At 54.8% G+C, this 21,866-nt stretch carries 22 protein-coding genes; 15 read left to right on the top strand and 7 right to left on the bottom strand.

The window, feature by feature from the left end:
• Positions 1-54: 54 nt before the first annotated feature.
• The 6 genes from hpf to yjgA all read left to right on the top strand — a co-directional run bounded on the left by hpf (position 55) and on the right by yjgA (position 4,274).
• On the top strand, positions 55-348 hold the full coding sequence (gene hpf, locus KOI40_RS07860; protein WP_216096943.1) for a ribosome hibernation-promoting factor, HPF/YfiA family: 294 nt from the start codon (positions 55-57) through the stop codon (positions 346-348).
• A 21-nt stretch (positions 349-369) separates the two neighbouring features.
• A complete protein-coding gene (gene ptsN, locus KOI40_RS07865) occupies positions 370-819 on the top strand; it encodes a PTS IIA-like nitrogen regulatory protein PtsN (RefSeq protein ID WP_216096944.1) in 450 nt (149 codons plus the stop codon).
• 246 nt (positions 820-1,065) lie between these two features.
• Entirely contained in the window at positions 1,066-1,932 is an 867-nt protein-coding gene (gene rapZ / locus KOI40_RS07870; protein WP_216096945.1) for an RNase adapter RapZ, read from the top strand.
• Between the two features lie 15 nt (positions 1,933-1,947).
• A complete protein-coding gene (locus KOI40_RS07875) occupies positions 1,948-2,217 on the top strand; it encodes an HPr family phosphocarrier protein (RefSeq protein WP_216096946.1) in 270 nt (89 codons plus the stop codon).
• A 142-nt stretch (positions 2,218-2,359) separates the two neighbouring features.
• Positions 2,360-3,724 (top strand): magnesium transporter, encoded by a 1,365-nt coding sequence (gene mgtE, locus KOI40_RS07880; protein ID WP_216096947.1) that lies wholly within the window; start codon positions 2,360-2,362, stop codon positions 3,722-3,724.
• A gap of 25 nt (positions 3,725-3,749) precedes the next feature.
• On the top strand, positions 3,750-4,274 hold the full coding sequence (gene yjgA, locus KOI40_RS07885; RefSeq protein WP_216096948.1) for a ribosome biogenesis factor YjgA: 525 nt from the start codon (positions 3,750-3,752) through the stop codon (positions 4,272-4,274).
• A 15-nt stretch (positions 4,275-4,289) separates the two neighbouring features.
• On the opposite strand, the gene KOI40_RS07890 is transcribed toward yjgA, so the two are convergent.
• The 6 genes from KOI40_RS07890 to KOI40_RS07915 all read right to left on the bottom strand — a co-directional run bounded on the left by KOI40_RS07890 (position 4,290) and on the right by KOI40_RS07915 (position 13,167).
• Complete coding sequence (locus tag KOI40_RS07890) at positions 4,290-8,327, bottom strand: YhdP family protein (protein WP_216096949.1); 4,038 nt, start codon at positions 8,325-8,327, stop codon at positions 4,290-4,292.
• Between the two features lie 58 nt (positions 8,328-8,385).
• Positions 8,386-9,879 (bottom strand): ribonuclease G, encoded by a 1,494-nt coding sequence (gene rng / locus KOI40_RS07895; protein ID WP_216096950.1) that lies wholly within the window; start codon positions 9,877-9,879, stop codon positions 8,386-8,388.
• Between the two features lie 81 nt (positions 9,880-9,960).
• Entirely contained in the window at positions 9,961-10,551 is a 591-nt protein-coding gene (locus KOI40_RS07900) for a Maf family protein (protein WP_216096952.1), read from the bottom strand.
• A gap of 137 nt (positions 10,552-10,688) precedes the next feature.
• The gene (mreD, locus tag KOI40_RS07905; RefSeq protein WP_216096953.1) at positions 10,689-11,171 is read right to left on the bottom strand and encodes a rod shape-determining protein MreD; all 483 of its coding nucleotides are present in this window, start codon (positions 11,169-11,171) and stop codon (positions 10,689-10,691) included.
• Complete coding sequence (mreC, locus tag KOI40_RS07910; protein WP_216096955.1) at positions 11,172-12,035, bottom strand: rod shape-determining protein MreC; 864 nt, start codon at positions 12,033-12,035, stop codon at positions 11,172-11,174.
• Between the two features lie 97 nt (positions 12,036-12,132).
• Positions 12,133-13,167, bottom strand: a complete 1,035-nt coding sequence (locus KOI40_RS07915) for a rod shape-determining protein (protein WP_216096956.1) — start codon at positions 13,165-13,167, stop codon at positions 12,133-12,135.
• A 484-nt stretch (positions 13,168-13,651) separates the two neighbouring features.
• Between KOI40_RS07915 and gatC the strand changes: the two genes are divergently transcribed.
• The 9 genes from gatC to KOI40_RS07960 all read left to right on the top strand — a co-directional run bounded on the left by gatC (position 13,652) and on the right by KOI40_RS07960 (position 20,623).
• Positions 13,652-13,933: an Asp-tRNA(Asn)/Glu-tRNA(Gln) amidotransferase subunit GatC gene (gene gatC, locus KOI40_RS07920; RefSeq protein ID WP_369413160.1), complete on the top strand. Its 282-nt coding sequence runs from the start codon at positions 13,652-13,654 to the stop codon at positions 13,931-13,933.
• A gap of 55 nt (positions 13,934-13,988) precedes the next feature.
• Complete coding sequence (gene gatA, locus KOI40_RS07925) at positions 13,989-15,443, top strand: Asp-tRNA(Asn)/Glu-tRNA(Gln) amidotransferase subunit GatA (RefSeq protein ID WP_216096958.1); 1,455 nt, start codon at positions 13,989-13,991, stop codon at positions 15,441-15,443.
• Between the two features lie 69 nt (positions 15,444-15,512).
• The gene (gene gatB, locus KOI40_RS07930; RefSeq protein ID WP_216096960.1) at positions 15,513-16,964 is read left to right on the top strand and encodes an Asp-tRNA(Asn)/Glu-tRNA(Gln) amidotransferase subunit GatB; all 1,452 of its coding nucleotides are present in this window, start codon (positions 15,513-15,515) and stop codon (positions 16,962-16,964) included.
• Between the two features lie 63 nt (positions 16,965-17,027).
• Positions 17,028-17,324 (top strand): PA4642 family protein, encoded by a 297-nt coding sequence (locus tag KOI40_RS07935; RefSeq protein ID WP_216096962.1) that lies wholly within the window; start codon positions 17,028-17,030, stop codon positions 17,322-17,324.
• A 130-nt stretch (positions 17,325-17,454) separates the two neighbouring features.
• Positions 17,455-18,213, top strand: a complete 759-nt coding sequence (gene cysZ / locus KOI40_RS07940; protein WP_216096963.1) for a sulfate transporter CysZ — start codon at positions 17,455-17,457, stop codon at positions 18,211-18,213.
• Between the two features lie 161 nt (positions 18,214-18,374).
• Positions 18,375-18,659: a glycine zipper domain-containing protein gene (locus tag KOI40_RS07945; RefSeq protein ID WP_216096964.1), complete on the top strand. Its 285-nt coding sequence runs from the start codon at positions 18,375-18,377 to the stop codon at positions 18,657-18,659.
• 80 nt (positions 18,660-18,739) lie between these two features.
• Positions 18,740-19,246, top strand: a complete 507-nt coding sequence (locus KOI40_RS07950; protein ID WP_216096965.1) for a hypothetical protein — start codon at positions 18,740-18,742, stop codon at positions 19,244-19,246.
• Complete coding sequence (locus KOI40_RS07955; protein WP_216096966.1) at positions 19,221-19,490, top strand: hypothetical protein; 270 nt, start codon at positions 19,221-19,223, stop codon at positions 19,488-19,490. The genes KOI40_RS07950 and KOI40_RS07955 overlap by 26 nt, the downstream gene beginning before the upstream one ends.
• Positions 19,466-20,623, top strand: a complete 1,158-nt coding sequence (locus KOI40_RS07960; protein WP_216096967.1) for an AI-2E family transporter — start codon at positions 19,466-19,468, stop codon at positions 20,621-20,623. Before KOI40_RS07955 ends, KOI40_RS07960 begins: the two co-directional genes overlap by 25 nt.
• Before the next feature lie 100 nt (positions 20,624-20,723).
• Here the strand turns inward: KOI40_RS07960 and KOI40_RS07965 are convergent, their stop codons facing one another.
• On the bottom strand, positions 20,724-21,803 hold the full coding sequence (locus tag KOI40_RS07965) for an ABC transporter ATP-binding protein (RefSeq protein WP_216096968.1): 1,080 nt from the start codon (positions 21,801-21,803) through the stop codon (positions 20,724-20,726).
• Positions 21,804-21,866 lie beyond the last annotated feature (63 nt).

Consider the following 21,866-nt stretch of genomic DNA (forward strand, 5'->3'; position numbering starts at 1 on the left):
AAGTTGTACGACCCACGTTTCACGATTTATGTTTCACGACAAGAGGAGCACCGCATGCAAATCAACATCAGTGGACACCACGTTGAACTGACCACCGCTATCAAAAACTACGTCAACTCCAAATTAGACCGCCTCGAAAGACATCACGACCGAATTACCAGTACCAACGTCATACTATCTGTTGATAAACTACGCCAAAAGGCGGAAGCTTCCGTCCACGTGAGCGGAAAAGATTTCTTTGCCGACAGCGAGTCCGAAGACCTCTATGCAGCGATCGACTTACTGGCTGACAAACTGGACCGCCAACTCATTAAACACAAAGAAAAGATGCGAAATCATCACCGCTAACCTATGCAAGTACGATCATTTTTGTCTCAACACCGCACCCTTTGCGGTGTTGAGGCCGGCAGTAAAAAACGCGCTCTGCAAGTCATTTCACAACTGATTGCTGAAGACCAACCGACACTCAATGCCGATGACATTTTCACCAGCCTGATTTCCCGGGAGCGCCTGGGATCAACAGGGTTAGGAGAAGGCATCGCCATTCCTCACTGTCGCATCAATAACTGCGCCAGTACCGTCGGCGCGTTGATACAATTGCAAAGCCCCATCGATTACGAGTCCATCGACGGTCAACCCGTGGACATTCTGTTTGCCCTGATTGTGCCCGAAGAAGCACACGACGAGCATCTTCAGACCCTGGCCGCCATTGCTGAGCAACTGCATCAGCCCGGCTATTTACAAAGCCTCCGTGACGCCAGTGATTCTGACAACCTCTACCAGGCCGCGACGGAACAGGATGCCAACGCAACGCTGTAACAAGCCTCACAGCGTCAGTCAGAGGAAAACCGGCCAATCCCTGATGCCCATTGCGTTTCCCTGACACCAAAAACACCCGAGGTGCCTACCAGCATTGCAATCACGCCAGATCCCGACGCTGTTTTGTAATCCTCAGAAAGTAAGGTACCTTTAACATAGTAATAAAACTGCATGAGTTGATACCCATTGATGGGGGTATCACCAGCGAACACCTGACACGAAGTAACCAGCGAGGCAGAAACTCCCATGCGTTTAGTTGTGATTAGCGGCCGCTCCGGCTCTGGGAAAAGCACAGCCTTACATGTCCTCGAAGATGTCGGTTTCACCTGCATCGACAACCTGCCCGCCTCGCTGCTGCCGTCACTGGTCAGGCAGCTGGATCAACACCCCCAAAGCCAATCGTTTGCAGTCAGTATTGATGCCCGCAACACCTGGCAGGACCTGCAGGAGTTTCCCGAGTTTTTGTCTCAGGCCAAGATTCCAGGCCTGCAATGCGAAATTCTGTTTCTCGATGCTCGCAGCCCTGTTCTGATTCAACGCTTCAGTGAAACCCGTCGCAAGCACCCTCTCAGCGGTCAGACGACAGACCTGAAAGAAGCCATCGCACTCGAGCGCAGATTTCTAGAGCCCATTGCCAACTCTGCGGATCTGACCATCGACACCAGTAACCTGACACTGCATCAGCTTCGGGATCTGGTAAAACAGCGCATTGTCGGCAACACCGGTCCCGGAATGGCTTTGCAATTCCAGTCTTTTGGCTTTAAACGCGGCATTCCTGTGGATGTGGATCAGGTATTTGATGTGCGCTGCCTGCCCAACCCCTACTGGAAACCGCACCTGCGCAGCTTCAGCGGCCAAGACAAGGAAGTGGTTGAGTTTCTGGAAGCCCAGGAAGACGTCAACGACATGTTCGAAGACATCAGCAGCTATCTGCGACGCTGGCTACCCCGCTTCATCAACAGCAACCGAAGTTATTTCACCGTGGCCATTGGCTGCACGGGCGGCCATCACCGATCTGTCTATTTGTGTGAACGCCTCTATAAAACATTCAAAAATGAGTACCCCAACACTCAATTGAGGCATCGGGAACTGGAACAATTACAAAAAACATAATCCATTGAGAGCACTATGCTGACTGAGACCGTCACCATCATTAACAAATTGGGACTTCATGCCCGCGCAGCGGCCTTATTCGCCAATACAGCCTCCCGCTACTCCAGCCAAATCAAAGTAGGCCTGAACGGAAAACTGGTCGACGCCAAAAGCGTTATGTCACTGATGCTTCTGGCAGCCAATCAGGGCACCGTTATCACCCTGCAAGCAGAAGGTCAGGATCAACAAGAGGCCATGGAGGCTATCATCGAACTGATCAATAACCGTTTTGACGAAGACGAGTAATCACCCACCGTCATAGACGCCATTCCTTCCGCCGGAATACCCCCTGACGCGAGCGAAAATCTGCTTCCCCTAGCTTATGGCGCCCAGCACCATTAGAATACTCGGCATTACCCTCCTTCAAAACGGATACGTGTGAACGCCTATGTCTCAAAACACCGATGAATTGCTCGCTTTAACTCAGGCACAACTCGGTGAGATCAATGAGGCATTGGAAAGCGGTACCTTTCAACAGGTACGGCGCATGCTCAACGGCTTACAGCCAGTCGAAATAGCTCACCTGCTGGAATCCTCACCACCACCATCCCGTCGCGTACTCTGGCGCCTGGTCGACAAAGACCTGGAAGGTGAAGTCCTGCAGGAACTGTCCGAAGAAGTTCAGGCGCAATTCCTGCGCGGCATGGACACCGAAAAGGTTGTCGCCATCACAGAAGGCATGGACACGGATGACTTGGCCGATGTCCTGCAACGCCTGCCCGACCGGGTAATTCAGGAAGTACTGGCGGCGATGGACGCTCAGGATCGCCTGCGGGTCGAGCAGGTTCTCTCCTATGCCGAGGACACCGCCGGCGGCCTGATGGACACAGACACGGTCACGGTCCGCCCCCGGGTGACGCTCGACGTGGTGTTTCGTTACCTGCGCCGTCACGACCAGTTACCGGATTCCACTGACAGTCTGATTGTGGTCAACAGCAAGGGAGAATACGTCGGCCTGCTGCCCCTCTCACGGCTGCTCACCTCGTCCCCCACCAGTACCGTGCGGGAGCTGATGCGTACCGATTTCGAACCCATCCCGGCGCACATGCCCGAGAACGAGGTGGCCAGTCTGTTTGAACGTCACAACTGGGTTTCGGCTCCGGTGGTGGATGAAGACGGCATTGTTGTCGGCCGGATTACCATTGATGACGTGGTTGACGTCATTCGTGAAGGCGCCGATCACTCGTTCATGGGGATGGCCGGTCTCGATGAGGAAGAGGACACCTTTGCCCCAGTCTCCAGAACCGCACCACGGCGTGCTATCTGGCTGGGCATCAATCTGCTGACGGCCATTATCGCCTCAGCGGTTATTAACATTTTTCAGGGCACAATCGATAAGGTCGTTGCTCTTGCTGTGCTGATGCCTATTGTCGCCAGCATGGGCGGAGTAGCCGGCAGCCAGACCTTAACGGTGATGATCCGGGGCATGGCGCTTGGCAAGATCGGGCGCAACAACATCAACTGGCTGCTCTCGCGAGAATTTTTGGTGGGCCTTTTGAATGGTCTGCTGTGGGCGGGACTAATGGCTGTGATCGCCGGCTTGTGGTTTGAGGATATGACCATCGCCGCCATCATTGCCGCGGCGATGGTCATCAATCTGATTACGGCTTCCGTCGCCGGCGCCCTGCTGCCCATCACACTGCGCAGCATGAAAATTGATCCGGCGCTGGCAGGCAGCGTGGCATTAACCACCGTTACCGATGTGGTCGGCTTCTTTGCCTTCCTCGGTCTCGCCACCTATTTTTATGCTTAACTCTCATTTTTAGTGGATATACCCGATGTCTCAATTTGACGATTTTCCCGACCGCGACGATGACGAAGAATACGTAAAGTCAAAAACTGACGTCAAAAAAGAAATGGCGGCGCTTCAGGAACTGGGGGCACAAATTGTCGAACTTAGCGACAAATTCATTGCCCGCATTCCCATTGAAGGCGAGCTGGCAGACGCCATTCATCAGGCACGGGGCATGAAACACCGCGAGGGACGCCGCCGTCAGCTGCAATTTATCGGCAAGTTGATGCGCAAGGCCGAAAATATAGAAGACATTAAAACCGCTTACGATCGGGTGATCTCGATTGGGCAGGAACACACCAAGATTCAACACCAGGCTGAACAGTGGCGCGATCGTTTACTGGAAGAGGGTAACGAGGCCCTGCAAACGTTTGTGGATGAGTTTCCCGGCTGTAACGTACAGCTATTGCGCCAGTTAATTCGCAATACACAGAAAGAACAAAGTCAGCAGAAACCGCCGACTTCAGCTCGCAAACTGTTTCGTTACATTCGCGAACTGATCGAGGCCTGATCCCGTGAAGGCGAGTTATTCACTCGCCTTTCTCTCCCGTCTTCGGCCATCTCTTGCTGCATCCCGACTGTCGTCAGCAGCGTCCTGAGCGGCTTTATTATCAAACAGCTTGTCGAACGCAATGTCCGGATCACTCCAGGATCCCTTGATCCTGTAGCTGACACTGGCAACCCGCTCCATTTGTTTTTTGAAAATTTTACTGATGGCGTAAACGCCCGCAGCAGCGGGTAAACCACCGGCGAAGGCCGCAATCACCGTGGCGTTTCCGCCCACCGGAAGAGTCGCTACCAGTGAAGTATCCAGGGTTTCATCCTCTAAATTAATCTTGCCACCCATCTTAAGTACCGATGACGTATTTTTAACTTCGATAGGATCCGTCAGATACACCATATTCTGATCGAACTGTATTTCACCGGCCACGCTTTCGAAGGGCGTCCCGCCTTTGAACACATCCGAGAAATCCAACTGCAACCGACGTATCCAACTGTCGAAGTTGAACAGCCCGAGTAAACGCAGCAAGGCATTACTGGCCTGACCGGTAGAGCGGTAAAAACGGCCGTCCTGAACATCAATTTTCATCTTGCCGTGCAAATCCGTCAGAGAGAAATCCGCAGGATTCCCTGGCCAGCGAAAATATACATTCAAATCCACCGATTCACTGTCCATCATCCGCGGCAATTGCCAGGCATCGGAGATGTCTGCCAAATTGTCACCGGCCAGCTTGCCATAAAAGCGGGTTGATTGTTTCGAGTCCGAGGATTTTCTCCAGATCAGCGATGCGCCTTTTTCGGGTTGAGCGACGCCCTTGGTTGCATCCTCAGCATCTCTGGCCGTCACGCGAATTCCGTCGACACTGCCCAGCAAATTGGAGATCACCAGCCCTTTTGAGTTTGGGCGCAATTGAAAACTCCAGCCGCCGTAATGCTTTTCGCCAAAACTTAAATCGTTCACGGAGAAATCCAACGCCGGAATATCCTGGGGCTGTATGGCATTTAAGCGCTGGCTTAGCCCCCCGTCACCTTCGGCTGCCGCCTCAGGAGCCGATGAGAGTGCCGGCCAATTGATGTAATCCAGATCGATATCCAGTGGGCTGCCGTCGTCGGCCATAAAAAAAGCCCCCTTGACCCGCTCATCGTCAAATCGAATACGCCAGCCCTGTTTGTGCTGCCCGCCGCCCACCTGCACGTCTTTCAACTGCACATCACCCCAGCTAAACTCATCGATCAGCAGTTTCAGGTTCAAATTTGCCTGAGCTGCGACAGTCGCACGGGAGACCAGTCCCGGAGAAACGCCTTCCGCTTGAGGGGCTGTCTGATTGCCCCCCAGCTGCTCAGAGAAAGTCTGATAGCGCTGTAACACCGGCCACCAACGCTCTGCATCCAGAGTCCGGATTTGTCCAGCCAGCCAAAGTCCATCATTGACAGGCAATTGACTGGGCATACCCAGAGCAATCAGCCCCTGCAGTGGCTGATCCTTCGCCGCCTGGAGATTGACCGCCACCAGTTCATCGTATTGAAAACGGTAGCTTGTGTGGCTGCTGGCAATGGGAATATCCACACGCAGCAAACGTTTTTCAGAGGCTGCTTTTCCGTAGGGTGGCGGCAGATCAATGAGTGCCCCCAAAAGATTACTGCTCGCCTGAACGCGCACGGGAATCTCCCCCGGCGCAACCGTGACAGTTCCGGAGACCGGCACGATACCCTCGACAAACAGGGCCTCCGGCCGCTGTGCCCACTCCGCCAGGCGGGCAAAATCCAGTGGCCCCTCGAATCCTATGCGCGTGGTCATGGCCTGAGAACGGGACGAAGGCGCCGACCCAATACTCAAAGCCAGGGGCTGCTCCCAAAGACGAGCAGAAACAGACTTCGCATTCAGCCCCAGCTGATCAGAGTACTCCAGCTCACCACTCACCAGGTCAAATTCCAGACCGAGACCGGTCATCGACAAGCTGCCATTGTCCAGCGCCACATCCACCTGCTGGCGGCTGCCGGGCTCACCGGCCTTCAGTGGAATATGCAATTGGACCTGAGCATTCATGTCGCCACTCAATTGCCAATCATCCAATCCGGAACCCAACACGTCGCGAATCGGAGTTTGCGTCAGCAGCTCCAGGCCGGAACTGGCATCACCGAGAACCGAGCCGTTAATCTGCAGCAGGGAACCTTCACCGACAGGATTATTTGCCACTTCCAGATAGGTGGGCTCGAGGGCGGTCGCAAGAAACTGGCCCTCATCCACCCAGCCCTGCACCAGAGTGTCGTCGACTTCCAAAAAACCTGACAGGGATTTCAATGATGGCCAGCGAGAATCAAACTTGAGATCGCCCTGTTCCACATTCAACGCCACCTGCACAGAGCGGGTGCTCGCTGCTCCCGCACCGAAATACCCTTCCATCAGAAAACCGCCCGAGGACACCTCACCGCCGACAATCGCACTGTCCAGCCAATCCAGCAAGTTGTCCGGTACCACTTTAGGCACGAGCTTATTATGGTCCAGTGCATGTCCGTCCTGTAAGCCAATCTGCAGCATCAATTCCAAAGGACGAGAATTGCGTTCGAGCGGGGCATCCAGATAGAAATAACCACTGGCGTCCCCCAGTGCCCCCTGCATGCTTAACCGGTTACTGAAAACCAGCGCCTGATTCTGATCTGGGCGCACTGTCCAACCCACTATCCCCTGTGCACGATCAAACTCAAAAGCACGCTGATAAATCTGGGGGAAATGCATCAGCAATCCATTGGGACTGTCTATTTCAACAAAACCACTGCGCGAGGACGCTTCCAGATAACCATCCAACGACCGGATTTCCGGAGCGCCTTTCCAGTCATTCACCGATACCTGCTGCAGGTTGGCCCGCAAGACAAAATCCATCGGTGATGCTTTGGGAATCGTGACATGGATGTTGCTGACCAAGCCGGTAGCTCCAAGATCATTGACCAGTGAGCGAACCTTTTCCGACACTGGACTTTCCGGCATGCGACTGATGCTGTCGAACTCTCGGGACAACTCCGTGAGATCCAGCTGCGGAACACGCACCAGCCAATGGCCAGTGTCGTCACTGCTCAATCCGACACTGACTGGATGACTTTGTCGGTCGCTCCAGAACGCCTGAACATCCTGAAAATTCAGATCCCACTGCAATGGGGAGATTAAACGCCCGGCAATCTTCCCGCTAACCCGCTGGGGAATGGCAGAGTTGATCTCGGTAGTCCGGTGAAAATTAACCGAGCCCTGCAAGACACTCGGATGATCCGGCCGGGAGTTCAGCCAGATTTCCGCGGATACCTGCCCGTCCTCAATGCCCGCGTGAGCGGCGGCCCTTTCAGAGACAAAAGCGACCGCACTGGTGAGTGGGTAATTGTCGAGCTTCAGGTAACCATTGCCGACAAATTCATCGCGATCTCTGGGGTCCCCGAACCCCTCATACAGCAACTGGACGGTATCCGGTCTTCCCGGCAGGTCCAAATCACCCTTGAGACGATGAAAGAAGTGGTCGTTATCCAGCCGCATCTCGGTAAAACCGATCTGCTGCTGAGCCCCATCTATGAAATTAAACCGGCCCTGTACATCGCTGAACTGGATGTGACGACTGATCAGTAACGCGTCCACCGGATCAAACAGCGAAGAAGAGCTTTCTGCAGTGGTCACGCCGGGTAACTGCCAACCGCCAGCAGCGGTTTGCTCCAGCGTTACTGCCACGCCTTTGAGATCCACATGCCACAGCCGCAGGTCCAAATCCTGCAACGACAACAGCAGCCCCAACTGAGCCGAGGCATGCTCTACTGCGAGCACCTGATCACCCTCGGCGTTGACCACCGAGATACGATTCACCGACAGCTCGGGACGCAGACTCTCCCAGCGCGCTTCAATTGAGCCAATCTGAACGCTGGCCCCCAGCTGCTCCGAGAGGTAATTCTCGATACGAACACGATTATCGGTGACCAAGGGAGCCAACCAGCGCCCCAGTTGAACCACCACTGCCGCCACAATCACCGTGACTGCGGCAAATCCGATCAGCTTCTCCACAACCCTGTGGGAGCGCGTCTTACCCATGAACTAAACCTGACACATTAAAGGACACCCGACAAACCACATTGCATCCAGTGCAACATCACACCAGGATAATGTCGTATTGCTCCTGGCTGTAGATACTCTCGACCTGAAACTGAATGGTGCAACTGATGAATTCTTCCAGATCCGCAACGTTGGAAGACTCCTCGTCAAGCAAGCGTTCAATCACCGTCTGAGAGGCCAGCACCAAAAACTTTTCGTTATTGTATGCCCTGGCTTCCCGCAGAATCTCACGAAAGATTTCGTAACAGACCGTCTCGGCAGATTTTAACGTGCCCCGCCCCTGACAAGTGCTGCAGGGCTCACACATTACCTGTCCCAGAGACTCCCGCGTGCGCTTGCGGGTCATTTCCACCAGTCCCAGCTCAGAAACCCCGGTAATGGAGGTTTTGGCGTGATCCCGCTCAGTCATTTTTTCCAGCGTGCGCAACACCTGTCTCTGGTGTTCCGTATCCTTCATATCAATAAAATCGAGAATGATAATGCCCCCCAGATTGCGCAGCCTCAGCTGGCGGGCAATGGCAGTGGCCGCTTCAAGATTGGTTTTAAAAATCGTCTCTTCCAGATTGCGATGTCCAACAAACGCACCGGTATTCACATCCACCGTGGTCATGGCTTCGGTCTGCTCGATAATGAGATACCCCCCGGACTTGAGCTGGACCTTGGTTTCCAGGGCCTTTTGGATTTCGTCTTCAACACCATAGAGCTCAAACAAAGGACGCTCACCGGGATAATGTTCAATCCGGCGGGCAATTTCCGGTGCGTACTTCTCGGCAAAACTCACCATCTGGGCGTGTACTTCACGGGAGTCGACTCGCACCTTTTCAATTCGCGGCTTCACCAGATCACGCAACGTGCGCATAAACAGCGGCAGATCTTCGTGGATGACGGTTTTTACCGGCACAGTTTTGATTTTTTCTTCGAGCTCCTGCCACAGACGGTAGAGGAAAGGGATATCTGCACACAACTCATCGCCCTGCACCCCCTCTGCGACGGTGCGAATGATAAACCCACCATCGGCCGCGGCCCCCAGAGGCTGCTCCGCCCACTCGGCAACCGTGTCCTCCACCAGTGACTTCAAACGGGCGCGTTCGGTTTCATCCTCAATTCGGGTGGAAATTCCTATGTGGCGGGTCTGTGGCATGTACACCAGATAGCGACCGGAGACAGAAAGATGGGTTGTCAGACGGGCTCCCTTGGTGCCGATGGGATCCTTGAGAATCTGTACCACCAGCGACTGGCCTTCACGCACGATGTTGCGAATGTCTTCGACTTCGGCATTTCGGTCTTCCATACCGTCAGCGCCCAACGGCGCGATGTCCGCCGCATGGATAAAGCCGGCGCGCTCCAGCCCGATGTCTACAAACGCCGCCTGCATACCCGGCAGCACACGCACCACCTTGCCCTTGAAAATATTGCCGACGTAACCCTTGCGCTGGGTGCGCTCGATGTAGACTTCCTGCAGCATGCCATTTTCCACCAGCGCCGTGCGCGTCTCGGTAGGCGAGGCATTGACCAATAGCTCTTCACTCATCCATTTATTCCTTTTACATCGCGCGCTGCTGACACGTTACCCGGATTCCCCCCTTAGCCGGGGTTTATACCCACTAACGAATCACAAAACAGTCACACCATATTCTTCTAATAATTCTCTGGTTTCGCTCAGCGGCAATCCGACAACCCCGCTGTAGCTGCCGGACAGGCGCTCCACAAAAATTGCGCCCAGCCCCTGTATTGCATAGCCACCTGCCTTATCGACCGGCTCTCCGGTGCGCCAATAGCGCAGCGCTTCATCCGGGCTTACCTTGCGAAAGGCCACCTCTGTAGAGGATAGCCTGCTCCGGGTCCCCTGCGTGGATGTGAGAGCCACTGCTGACAATACCCGGTGTGAACGCCCCGACAGGGCGGCCATCATCGACAGCGCGTCGGCTTCATTCGCGGGCTTTTCCAGCACCCGTCCGTCCACTTCAATCAGCGTGTCGGCTCCCAGTACAGGCCCCGGAGGAGTGTCATCGGTTGAGGAGGTTAACTGCAGCCACCCCGCCTGCGACTTTTCACAGGCCAAACGCTGAACATAGGCTTCCGGCGACTCACCGGCCTGCTGCTCTTCCGGCACAGCCACCGAGAGCACCTGATATTTGACACCAATTTGAGAGAGTAATTCTCGTCGACGGGGAGATTGGGACGCGAGGTATAAATCAGCCATGCTCAAGTTGTATTTTCAGTCCGATGAGACTTGTCAGTTTACAGGGTGATACCGGACCATGCCGCTAACGGGAAGCTCCAGTTTAGTAGGAAATCTCAAATAAAACCGTATTCTGGCACTTATTTTCGCCCAATACTTCAACTGACGCGATAACTGATTCGGATCCGCTCCAGGCAGATCCACAGCAATGGCCACATAAGCGCACTGGTAAAGGCCGGCATAAGAAAGATCAAATTCTGCGCAGCATGCCCCTGCAGGCTGTGAACCCAGTTATCCACCAGCTGGTAAAGCCCAACGAGGACAAACACAAAGAACGTCTGATGCCAGAGGGTGTAGTTGCGCATACGCTGGTAGGACAAGAGACAGACATAGGCCACCACCATCAATGCCATGGCATGCTGGCCTAACATCACGCCCTCCAGCAGATCCTGACAACAGCCCAACCCCCAGATAAACAGCAAGCTGCTTTGCTGGGGCATCACCAGCACCCAGTAAATCACCAACATCGGGACAAATTCAGGGCGCAACCAGCCGCTCTCACGGCCCAGCGGGAAGATCATCAGCAACAGCGCAACCAGGAACGACAGCCAGATGATGAATCGGTTATGGGCTCTGATCATCTAGGGCTCCTCGCCGCTCCCGGCCGGTGCGGCCTTGGCCTTAACCGGTACAGCAGGGGTCGGGGCGGGCGCCGTCACCGGATCACCTTCGCCACTGAAGACCAGCAGCACGTGACGACTGCGGTTGAGCTGCGCTTCAGGACGCGCCTCAACCCGGGCAAACGGCTCTCCGGGATCGTGAACCACGGAAGTGACCTTCGCCACCGGATACCCCACAGGAAAGCGCTGGCCCAGACCGGAACTGACCAGCAGATCGCCCTCGCGCACGTCCACAGTATTGGCCAGGTGACGCAGTTTCAGACGGTACAGATCGCCCGTGCCCTCCGCCACAGCCCGCACGCCGTTGCGGTTGATCTGCACCGGCAAGGCATGGGTCGCGTCGGTAATCAGCAGGATTTGGGAAGAGAACTCATTGACTTCAACCACCTGCCCCATCAACCCATGAGCATCCAGCAAGGGCTGTCCGAGGTACACGCCGTCTTCACGACCTTTGTTGACGATCACCCGATGAGTGAGCGGATCCGGTGAAACACCGATCAATTCCGCCACCAGGACTCGGTCTTTAACTGTTTCGGCGGAATTGAGCAAATGGCGCAACCGCACGTTTTCTGCCGCCAGAGCTGCCATGCGCTGCAGTCTGCGCTTGTGAATCAACAATTCCGCTTTGAGTTCCTGGTTTTCACGCTGTAACTCATTGCGGCTACGGAAGGTCTCCTGTCCCCATTCAAGGACCGACTGGGGGGTATCCACCACCCAATAGAGAGGCGCGACCACCGACCCCAGCTTCGCCCTCACAGGATCCAGCAGGTCGGTGTACACGTTGAGAAGAATCAGAATCAGGGCAATCGCCCCCAGCCCCGTCACCCGGGAAGCCGCTGAGGGACCTTGAGAAAACAGTGGTTTGATGGTGCTCGCTCCTGCTCAGCCCCTGCAGGCTACTGATTGAATGAGTGAATTGAGATCAACTGGACAGCAGATCAATGCTGCGGCTGTCCATCAGCTCCATTGCACGGCCACCACCACGAGCCACACAGGTGAGAGGATCTTCCGCCACAATGACAGGCAGTCCGGTTTCTTCGGTCAAAAGACGATCGATATCGCGCAGCAAGGCGCCGCCGCCAGTCAACACGATGCCGCTTTCGGCAATATCAGACGCCAATTCCGGTGGTGACTGTTCCAGGGCACTCTTCACAGACTGAACAATGCCAGCCAGAGGTTCCTGCAGAGCCTCGAGAATCTCGTCACTGTTTAATGTAAAGCTGCGTGGCACACCTTCGGCCAGGTTGCGACCGCGCACGTCAATTTCGCGCAATTCACTGCCGGCGTAAGCACAGCCAATTTCCTGTTTGATGCGTTCAGCGGTGGCGTCGCCAATCACGCTACCGTAGTTGCGACGCACGTAATTCACGATCGCCTCGTCGAAACGGTCGCCACCAATGCGTACGGAATCGGAGTAAACCACACCGTTCAACGAAATAATGGCAATTTCGGTGGTACCACCGCCGATATCCACCACCATGGAACCCGTGGCTTCTTCAACCCGCAGGCCAGCGCCAATGGCTGCCGCCATAGGCTCTTCAATCAGACGCACTTCGCGGGCACCGGCGCCCAGTGCAGACTCACGAATAGCGCGCTTCTCAACTTCGGTGGACAAACAGGGCACACACACCAGCACTCGGGGGCTAGGCTGGAACCAGCTGTTCTCGTGTACTTTCTTGATGAAGTGCTGGAGCATCTTCTCGGTGACCTGGAAATCGGCAATGACACCGTCTTTCAGGGGACGGATGGCCGTAATGTTACCCGGTGTACGACCCAGCATCCGCTTGGCCTCCACACCGACGGCTTCTACGATTTTTTGGCCGTTGTGCTGGCGAATCGCCACAACGGAAGGCTCATCAAGCACGATTCCACGTTCGCGGACGTAAATTAGTGTATTGGCTGTTCCCAGATCGATGGAAAGGTCGTTGGAGAAAACTCCGCGCAGGCGTTTTAACATGTACTTGGTTAAACCTTATTTAGTGGTCTTTCAATGGAGGGTTCACAGGGGCTCTTTATACACAATATACGTTCTACATATATTCACCCGGAGTCCGTCGGCCCCACTGCAGTCAAAACCTGACAGCGGTGCACACCCACCTCATAACGTTAGCAGTAATAGCACGTACTCACACGTTAGAAATCAGCGGCAATAGACTCCGATACCACGCGTTAGTTCCCGTTTGTGCGCAGCCCTCAATGACGAACAGAGCGCAAAATGGCCCAAAAGCCGGCAAGCACGGAGCATATTATGGGAAAAACGCGACAGAGACCCTTAAATGAACGAACTCTATCAACGGCAGGGATTTAGAGCAAGGCGCAAATATGGTAACTTTAGCGCCCTTATTCACAAAAGCCCGCTGAATACCCCTGACATGAGGAAAACAGGCCCTAAAACGCCTATTCTCCCGCCGGGTACAAGCCCTTAATTTTCGGAGATACAAGTGGATCGTTCAGACATTGCAAAGCTGGCTGAACTGGCGCGCATCGAGATTGCAGACTCAACCGTCGATGAGGTCGCCAAAAGCATTACGGACGTACTGACCCTGGTAGACCAACTTCAGGCCGCCGACACCGACGGCATTGCCCCAATGGCTCACCCCCTGGACGCCACCCAGCGCCTGAGAGCCGATGTGGTAACCGAGAGCAATCGACGTGAAGATTTTCAGGCTTTAGCCCCTGCGGCGGAGCAAGGACTGTATCTGGTGCCGAAGGTTATTGATTAACACTCTGTCATCCAATAACCCTCAGCCTACTGACTTAAACACCCAGGACACCCCCATGCACAATTTGACCATTGCCGAGCTGATCCAAGGCTTGCGCAACAAGGATTTTTCCAGTGTCGAGCTGACGCGCCACTATCTGGATCGCATCGCTCGTCTGGACAGCCGCTACAACAGCTATATTACCGTCACCGAAGACATTGCCATGGCACAGGCCAAAGAAGCCGATGAGCGCCTGGCTCTGGGCGACGCGCCTGCTCTGTGCGGCGTACCCATCGCTCACAAGGATATCTTCTGCACCAATGGCGTACGCACCAGCTGCGGCTCCAAAATGCTGGATAACTTTATTCCGCCCTATGACGCCACCGTGGTGGAAAACTACCGCAAGGCCGGCGCCGTAATGCTGGGCAAGGTCAATATGGACGAGTTTGCCATGGGCTCCTCTAACGAGAGCAGCTTCTATGGCCCGGTGAAAAACCCCTGGAACACCAACTGCGTACCCGGCGGCTCCTCCGGTGGCTCTGCGGCCGCAGTTGCAGCCCATCTGGCTCCAGCCTCCACCGCGACCGACACCGGCGGCTCTATCCGTCAACCGGCCAGCCTCTGTGGCCTGACCGGCCTGAAGCCCACCTACGGCCGGGTATCGCGCTGGGGCATGATCGCCTTTGCCTCCAGCCTGGACCAGGGCGGCCCACTGACCCGCACCGCCGAAGACGCCGCCATCATGCTCAACACCATGGCCAGCTTCGATGCCAAAGACTCCACCTGTGTCGATCAACCGCTGGAAGATTACACCGCCGGCCTGAACAACAGCCTGCAGGGGCTGCGCATTGGTGTGCCGAAAGAATATTTCGGTGAAGGTCTCGAAGCGCAGACCGGCGAGCGCGTACAAGCCGCCATCAAGGAGTTTGAGAAACTGGGCGCCGAGATCAAAGAGATCAGCCTGCCACACACAGATCTGTCCGTACCGGCTTACTACGTGATTGCCCCTGCGGAATGTTCCGCCAACCTGTCACGTTTTGACGGAGTCCGTTACGGCTACCGCTGCGAAGATCCGAAAGACCTGAACGATCTCTACAAACGCTCCCGCGGCGAAGGCTTTGGCGAAGAAGTTAAACGCCGCATTCTGGTGGGCTCTTACGCTCTGTCTGCCGGTTACTACGACGCCTACTACCGCAAGGCGCAGCAGGTACGCCGACTGATCAAGCAGGATTTTGTCGATGCCTTCAACGAAGTTGACGTGATTATGGGGCCAACCGCCACCTCTCCGGCGTTTGAGTTCGGCGCCAAGAGCAGCGATCCGGTCGCCATGTACCTGGAAGACATCTACACCATCGCCACCAACCTGGCGGGCCTGCCCGGCGTATCGATCCCCTGTGGCCTGGTGGACAACAAACCGGTGGGGCTGCAACTGATCGGCAACTTCTTTGCCGAAGGCAAGCTGCTTAACGCCGCTCACCAGTTCCAGCAGGTGACCGATCACCACAAGCAAACTGCACCGGATATTGATTGAATTCAGCGGCTGGATGAGTGACACCAACACCACTCATCCGCTGACGATTACACATAAGAGCATCACATTATGGAATGGGAAACAGTTATTGGCCTGGAAGTGCACGTGCAACTGGCCACGACGACCAAGATTTTCTCCGGCGCCAGCACCGCCTTTGGCGCGGAACCGAACACTCAGGCCTGCGCCATCGATCTGGCCATGCCCGGCACCCTGCCAGTCCCCAATGAACAGGCGTTCCGCTACGCGGTCATGTTCGGCCTGGCCATCGACGCCGAGATTGGCAAACGCTCTGTCTTTGAGCGCAAGAACTACTTCTACCCGGATCTGCCCAAAGGCTACCAGACCACCCAGCTGGAAAGCCCCATTGTCGGCCCCGGTCACGTAGAGATTCAGCTGGCCGACGGCAGCACCAAGTCGATCCGCATTCACCACGCTCACCTGGAAGAAGACGCAGGCAAGTCCCTGCACGAAGACTTTCACGGCATGTCCGGTATCGATTTGAACCGCGCCGGCACGCCGCTGATTGAAATCGTTTCCGAACCGGACATGCGCAGCGCCGAAGAAGCGGTGGCCTTTGCCCGCAAACTGCACTCCATTGTCACCTCACTGGGCATATGCGACGGCGAGATGTCACAGGGCTCCATGCGCTTTGACGTCAACATCTCCGTGCGCCCGAAAGGCACCGAAGAGTTTGGCACCCGCACCGAGACCAAGAACCTGAACTCGTTCAAGTTCATGGAAGACTGTATCGCTCTGGAAGTCGAGCGTCAGATCGATCTGATCGAAGACGGCGGCAGCGTGATTCAGGAAACCCGTCTCTACAACGGCGATACCAAAGTTGCACGCTCCATGCGCAGCAAGGAAGAAGCCAACGACTATCGCTACTTCCCCTGCCCCGACCTGCTGCCGGTAGAAATCGACGACGAGTTTATTGAAGCCGTACGCCAGACCCTGCCTGAGCTGCCCGATGCCCGCCAGCAGCGTTTTGTGGAACAGTACAAGTTGTCAGAATACGATGCCGGCATTCTTGCGGCCGACTCAGCGACCGCCCACTACTTCGAAAGCACCACAGAGAAGTGTGGCGATGCCAAACTGGCCGCCAACTGGGTCATGGGCGAAGTGTCTGCCCACCTGAACGCGGAAGAAAAAGACATCACCAGCAGCCCGGTCAATACCGACATGCTGGCGGGACTGATTGCCCGCATCAAAGACAACACCATTTCCAACAAGATTGCCAAACAGGTTTTCGAAGACATGTGGCAGGGCGAAGGCGATGCCGACGCCATTATTGAAGCCAAAGGTCTGAAGCAAATGTCAGACACCGGCGAACTGGAAAAAATTGTCGATGAAGTGATTGCCGCCAATCAGGCCATGCTGGAAGACTGGCTGGCTTCAGAACCGGACAAACGCAAGAAGAAGATGGGCGGGTTTATGGGCCCCATCATGAAAGCCACCAAAGGTCAGGCAAACCCCGGACTGGTGAATCAGATTCTTGCGAAAAAACTGAACTCCATGCTGTAAGCCGATCCATGCAGGCTCACAGCATTCAATGAACATTACAGAGATACGACAAAGGTAAGTCCCATGTCCTTAAAGAAAGACAAACAAAAAGTACTCGGCGAAGTGTTTGACGACGAGCGCATCAAAACCTTTTTAGACATTCAGCCTTATGGCGACATGAACGCTGACTTCCACATGCTGGAAAAAGCCTACCGCGGCATGAATGTAGAAAACTTTGAAACTTTCGTGAAATTTTTTCAGGAAAGTGGCCGTGACATCAACTCGACAAACGAAGCCGGCAAAACCCTGCTGCAAATCGTCAGTGAACACCGTCTGGGTGACGAGTACGCCAGCGTACTGAAAAAAGCCGGCGGTCAGTAATAGCCACGGCCCATCATCGGGAGCAGCTTTCCCCAGCCTGAACCGCTGCTCCCGATGAAGACCACCAGCAAATCCCATCACGGGTTTCAGGCAAACCATCGACCACAACTCAGCGACGAGTTTTACCGACATGACCAACAGCCCAATCAATGGAATGACCTATCTGACCCGCGGAGCACAACTGATTGTCACGCCGCAACTGAGGCTGTTTGTTCTGGTACCTCTACTGATCAATCTGGTGCTGTTTTTTGCGGCCACCTATCTGTTGATACAACAATTCGGTGTAGCCATGAGCTGGCTGCTGGGCAGTTTGCCGGGCTGGCTGGATTTTCTCGCCTGGATTCTGTGGGTCATCTTTGCCGCGCTGGTACTGGTCGTTTACGGCTACAGCTTCAGCATGATCACCAACATCATCGCCGCCCCCTTTTACGGCATACTGGCGGAGAAAACCGAGATTCTGGTCAAGGGCACAGGCCCCGCTCCAGAATCCCTGAGGCATATGATCCCTCGTACCCTCGGGCGGGAGATGGTCAAGCTGTGGTATTTCATCCTGCGCGGTCTGGCGCTGTTGATTCTGATGTTTGTATTGTCATTTATCCCCCTGATCAATGTCATCGTACCGGTGATCGGTTTTCTCTGGGGAGCCTGGAGTATGGCGATTCAATACGTTGACTACCCGGCGGATAACAACCAACTGACGTTTAAAGATACCCGCAACCGCCTCTGGAATCGCAAGTATTCCAGCTTCAGCCTCGGCGGCCTGGTGATGCTGGGCACCATGGTTCCGCTGCTCAATATTTTCGTCATGCCCATAGCGGTAGTGGGTGGAACCCTGTTCTGGATTGATGAGCTGGAAAAACAGGGTTCCGGGACTTCCATCCGCCAGTAGCCGACGGAACCTGCCCGGATACAGACTCTTTACTCATTGTCTGCGTCTTCACACGACGTGTTTGTACTCGGCCCACTTCAACCGCTTGGAAAATAAGTCTCAATCAACTAGTCTGATGTCAGATCTCGGCCAAATGCGCTACTCATCCTCAGGAGGATTGTATGAGCACCTCGGATACAAAGCACGACGAACTGGCTGCCAGTAAAGAATCCGTTATGGAAGCCTACGACAAACTCATGGAAGCCAAGAGCCATTTCCGCAAAGCTGCAGAAGCCGCAGGCATGGATCTAAAACAAGACGCGGTTGAACACTTGGCCAAAGGGCGCGATAAAGCCGGCGAACTGAGCACTCAGGCCGACGCCTATATGAGAGAAAAGCCTCTGGCCACACTGGGCATTGCCTTCGCTGCCGGCTTTATCCTGTCGCAGCTGCTCTCCCGTAAATAACGGCTGCCCCAAAGACACACCGCGCCGCGGACGGGAACGGGAACGGGAACGGCAACAACAGTCAACGAAAGAAGTCATAGATGACAGACACCAGTCAGCAAGAAACCCTGTCCACTCAACCACAGGATCAAAGAGCAAAGCAGCCCGACGACACGAGTGATGAGCCTCTTGAAATCTGGTCAGACTGGATAAAGCAGGCTACAGAAGCGGGCTCCAATCTCGCTGAACTGTTTGCACTGGAAATCAAACTGGCGGTGAGCGATGCCGGCAGGATGTTTTGCTTGCTGTTACTGGCCTTGCCTGTCGTGTTTTTGACATGGCTGGGTTTGTCCGTTTTGCTTGCCTGGGTCGTGGTGGATTACAGCGGCTCTGTCACTCCCGGACTGGTTACCTTCCTGTTGTTGCAGCTGGGTGTTTTGCTTTCCCTCAGACTGCTCTGGAAACGCTACAAACGCAGCCTGTCGCTGCCTTTAACCCGCGAACACCTCCAGTCCTTTATGGGAGGCGTGCAAACGGGTAACCTGCATACTGGAAAAGCACCCACCGGAGACACCCCCCGCGATGAAACGCGCGCATCTGGTACGTGACATTCAGGCACTGGATCAACGGCTCACTGCCCAGCTGGAGCCATTCCAAAAGAGCAGTCAGGACTCTATCCGCTCTCTGCAAAGCCTAAGCCCCTGGTGGCTGGTCGGCAGCGGTCTGGTTGCGGGTCTGATCACCGGACGCCTGGGACTGCACAGCGCCTACGCCATTGGCGCTCTCGGATTCAAAACACAACCTCTGATACACACGGTGATCAAACAATGGACGGGCACAACCAGCGGATAACGGCAACGCAAGACACCTCCCACCAAGCCAGTACAGAATCCGATACCCCGCGAGCCATCACCACCAGAACCACCGCCTTGCACTGGCTGCTCGGCCTTGCGTTGATCTACACCCTCTATTTCGCCAAGACCCTGTTGATGCCCATAGTCGTGGCACTCCTGTTTGCGTTACTGCTCAGCCCGCTGGTGAGAGTGCTTAAACGCTATTACATTCCCCGCAGCTTCTCGGCCATTGTTCTGCTGGCTGCCATTGGCGGGCCATTTACCCTTCTGGGCATTGAGCTGGCTGAGCCGGCACAGAAATGGGCCTCCCGCTTGCCAGAACTGTCCGAAAAGCTGACAAAAGAGCTGGATGCCTTCAATAACTCTGTCACCGCCAAAGCGAAACCTGCCGCAGAAGAGAAAGGATTTTTCAGTTTTTTCACCACCGAAGAAAAAACACCGCCACCTTCCGAGGACAACCCGCTGTCCCAACGACTCACTCAGGGAGGCCTTGAAATAGTCATCTCGGCTCTGAGCGCAACACCTCTGGTGATAGCCCAGTTTCTGACCTTCCTGATTGTGACGCTGTTTCTGATGATCTTCGGCCCCCACCTCTACCATCAGGCAACCGAAGTCTTGCCCCAGGTCAAAAACAAGCAACACGCCGCCAAGCTCGTGGATAGAATTCAGCGCGAGCTTTCCCGCTACATTCTGACGGTCAGCCTGATCAACAGCGGACTCGGCATGGTGACCGCCTTGATGCTGTGGCTTATGGGTATGGACGATGCGTTACTGTGGGGGGCACTGGTAGGCCTGTTAAATTTTGCCCCCTATGTCGGCCCGCTGATCAGTGTCTGCATTTTGAGCATTGCCGGAACGGTGCAATACGGATTTGGCTGGGATGCGCTGCTGCCTGCCGCCATTTATTTTGGCATCAACCTGCTTGAGGCCCAATTTATTACTCCCCTTGTCCTGGGGCAACACATGAGACTCAACCCGTTGATGCTGATGTTGTGGCTAGTCCTGTGGGGCTGGATGTGGGGAGCGGTAGGTGTGCTGCTGGCCGTGCCACTTCTGGTCTGCCTGAAACTGGTGGCAGACCAGCTGAATGTACTCTCTCCCTGGGTGGCCTTGATTGAAGCTCCAGCCTGAGCCTCCCAGGCCAGACATTAACAGCCAACGGACCATCCTGTGAAAACAGGATTTTTCGGAATTCAGCTTCGGCACCAGCTTTTCACACGCGGCACCTCTGTCACAATGCTCTCCCAGTCTGATCAAATAAATAGCAAACTTCCGGCAACACCTCCACGGAAACACTCTGTCCCACGTACACTGCCGTCTCTCCATGACACTTGAACACCAAGGGTTCTTCGCCTTTACGCTTCAGGTGGACGTAAATCTCTGCTCCAAGATGCTCTACCGCAAGCACCTCCCCGGTCACTTGTCCCTCGCCATTCGAAAGGGTGATATGTTCAGGCCTGAGCCCCAGTGTTACCTGATCTCCAACGGCGACTGTAGATGACCCGGCCACACTGGCCTGAACAATACTTCCCTGTCCGATATCCAGAGTGACTTCACAACCATCCCGCTCAAGAACAGACGCATTCAAAAAATTCATTTTGGGCGAACCGATAAACCCGGCGACAAAGACATTGTCAGGTTGACGATACAGCTGCAAAGGTGTGCCGATCTGCTCTACCCGCCCACCATTCAAGACAACAATCCGGTCTGCCAGCGTCATGGCTTCGACCTGGTCATGAGTGACGTAAATCATCGTCGTACCCAGTTCACGGTGAAGCCGTTTTAGCTCAAGACGCATCTGCACCCTCAACGCTGCGTCCAAATTGGACAGAGGCTCATCAAAGAGAAAGACTCGCGGCTGACGAACTATGGCCCGACCAATCGCCACTCGCTGCCGCTGCCCACCGGAAAGTTCCTTGGGTTTACGCTTTAACAACTGTTCGATTTGTAATTTGCTCGCGGCATTGTGAACACGCTCGGAAATAGTCTGTTTATCAGTCTTCGCCAGCTTCAGACCAAATGCCATATTGTCGAAGACATTCATGTGTGGATATAACGCATAAGATTGAAACACCATCGCCACTCCCCGTTCAGCGGGAGCCAACTCCGTCACGTCCAAATCATCAAACACAACGCGGCCGGATGACACGTCTTCCAGTCCGGCAATCAATCGCAGCAAGGTGGATTTACCGCAGCCCGACGGGCCGACAAACACCGTAAACTCACCATCCTGAATTTCAAAATCCACACCCTGAATCACTTCGGTAAAACCGAAGCTTTTACGAATGGCCTGCATAGAAATAGCAGCCATAATGTTAAGACTCCTTCTTATAGTTAAGCATTGCGACAATCATGTAAACATTCAGAAAGTGAC

Origin of the sequence: Pseudomaricurvus albidus (genome assembly GCF_018863235.1) — a bacterium.
In the GTDB taxonomy this organism is placed as follows: domain Bacteria; phylum Pseudomonadota; class Gammaproteobacteria; order Pseudomonadales; family Cellvibrionaceae; genus Pseudomaricurvus; species Pseudomaricurvus albidus.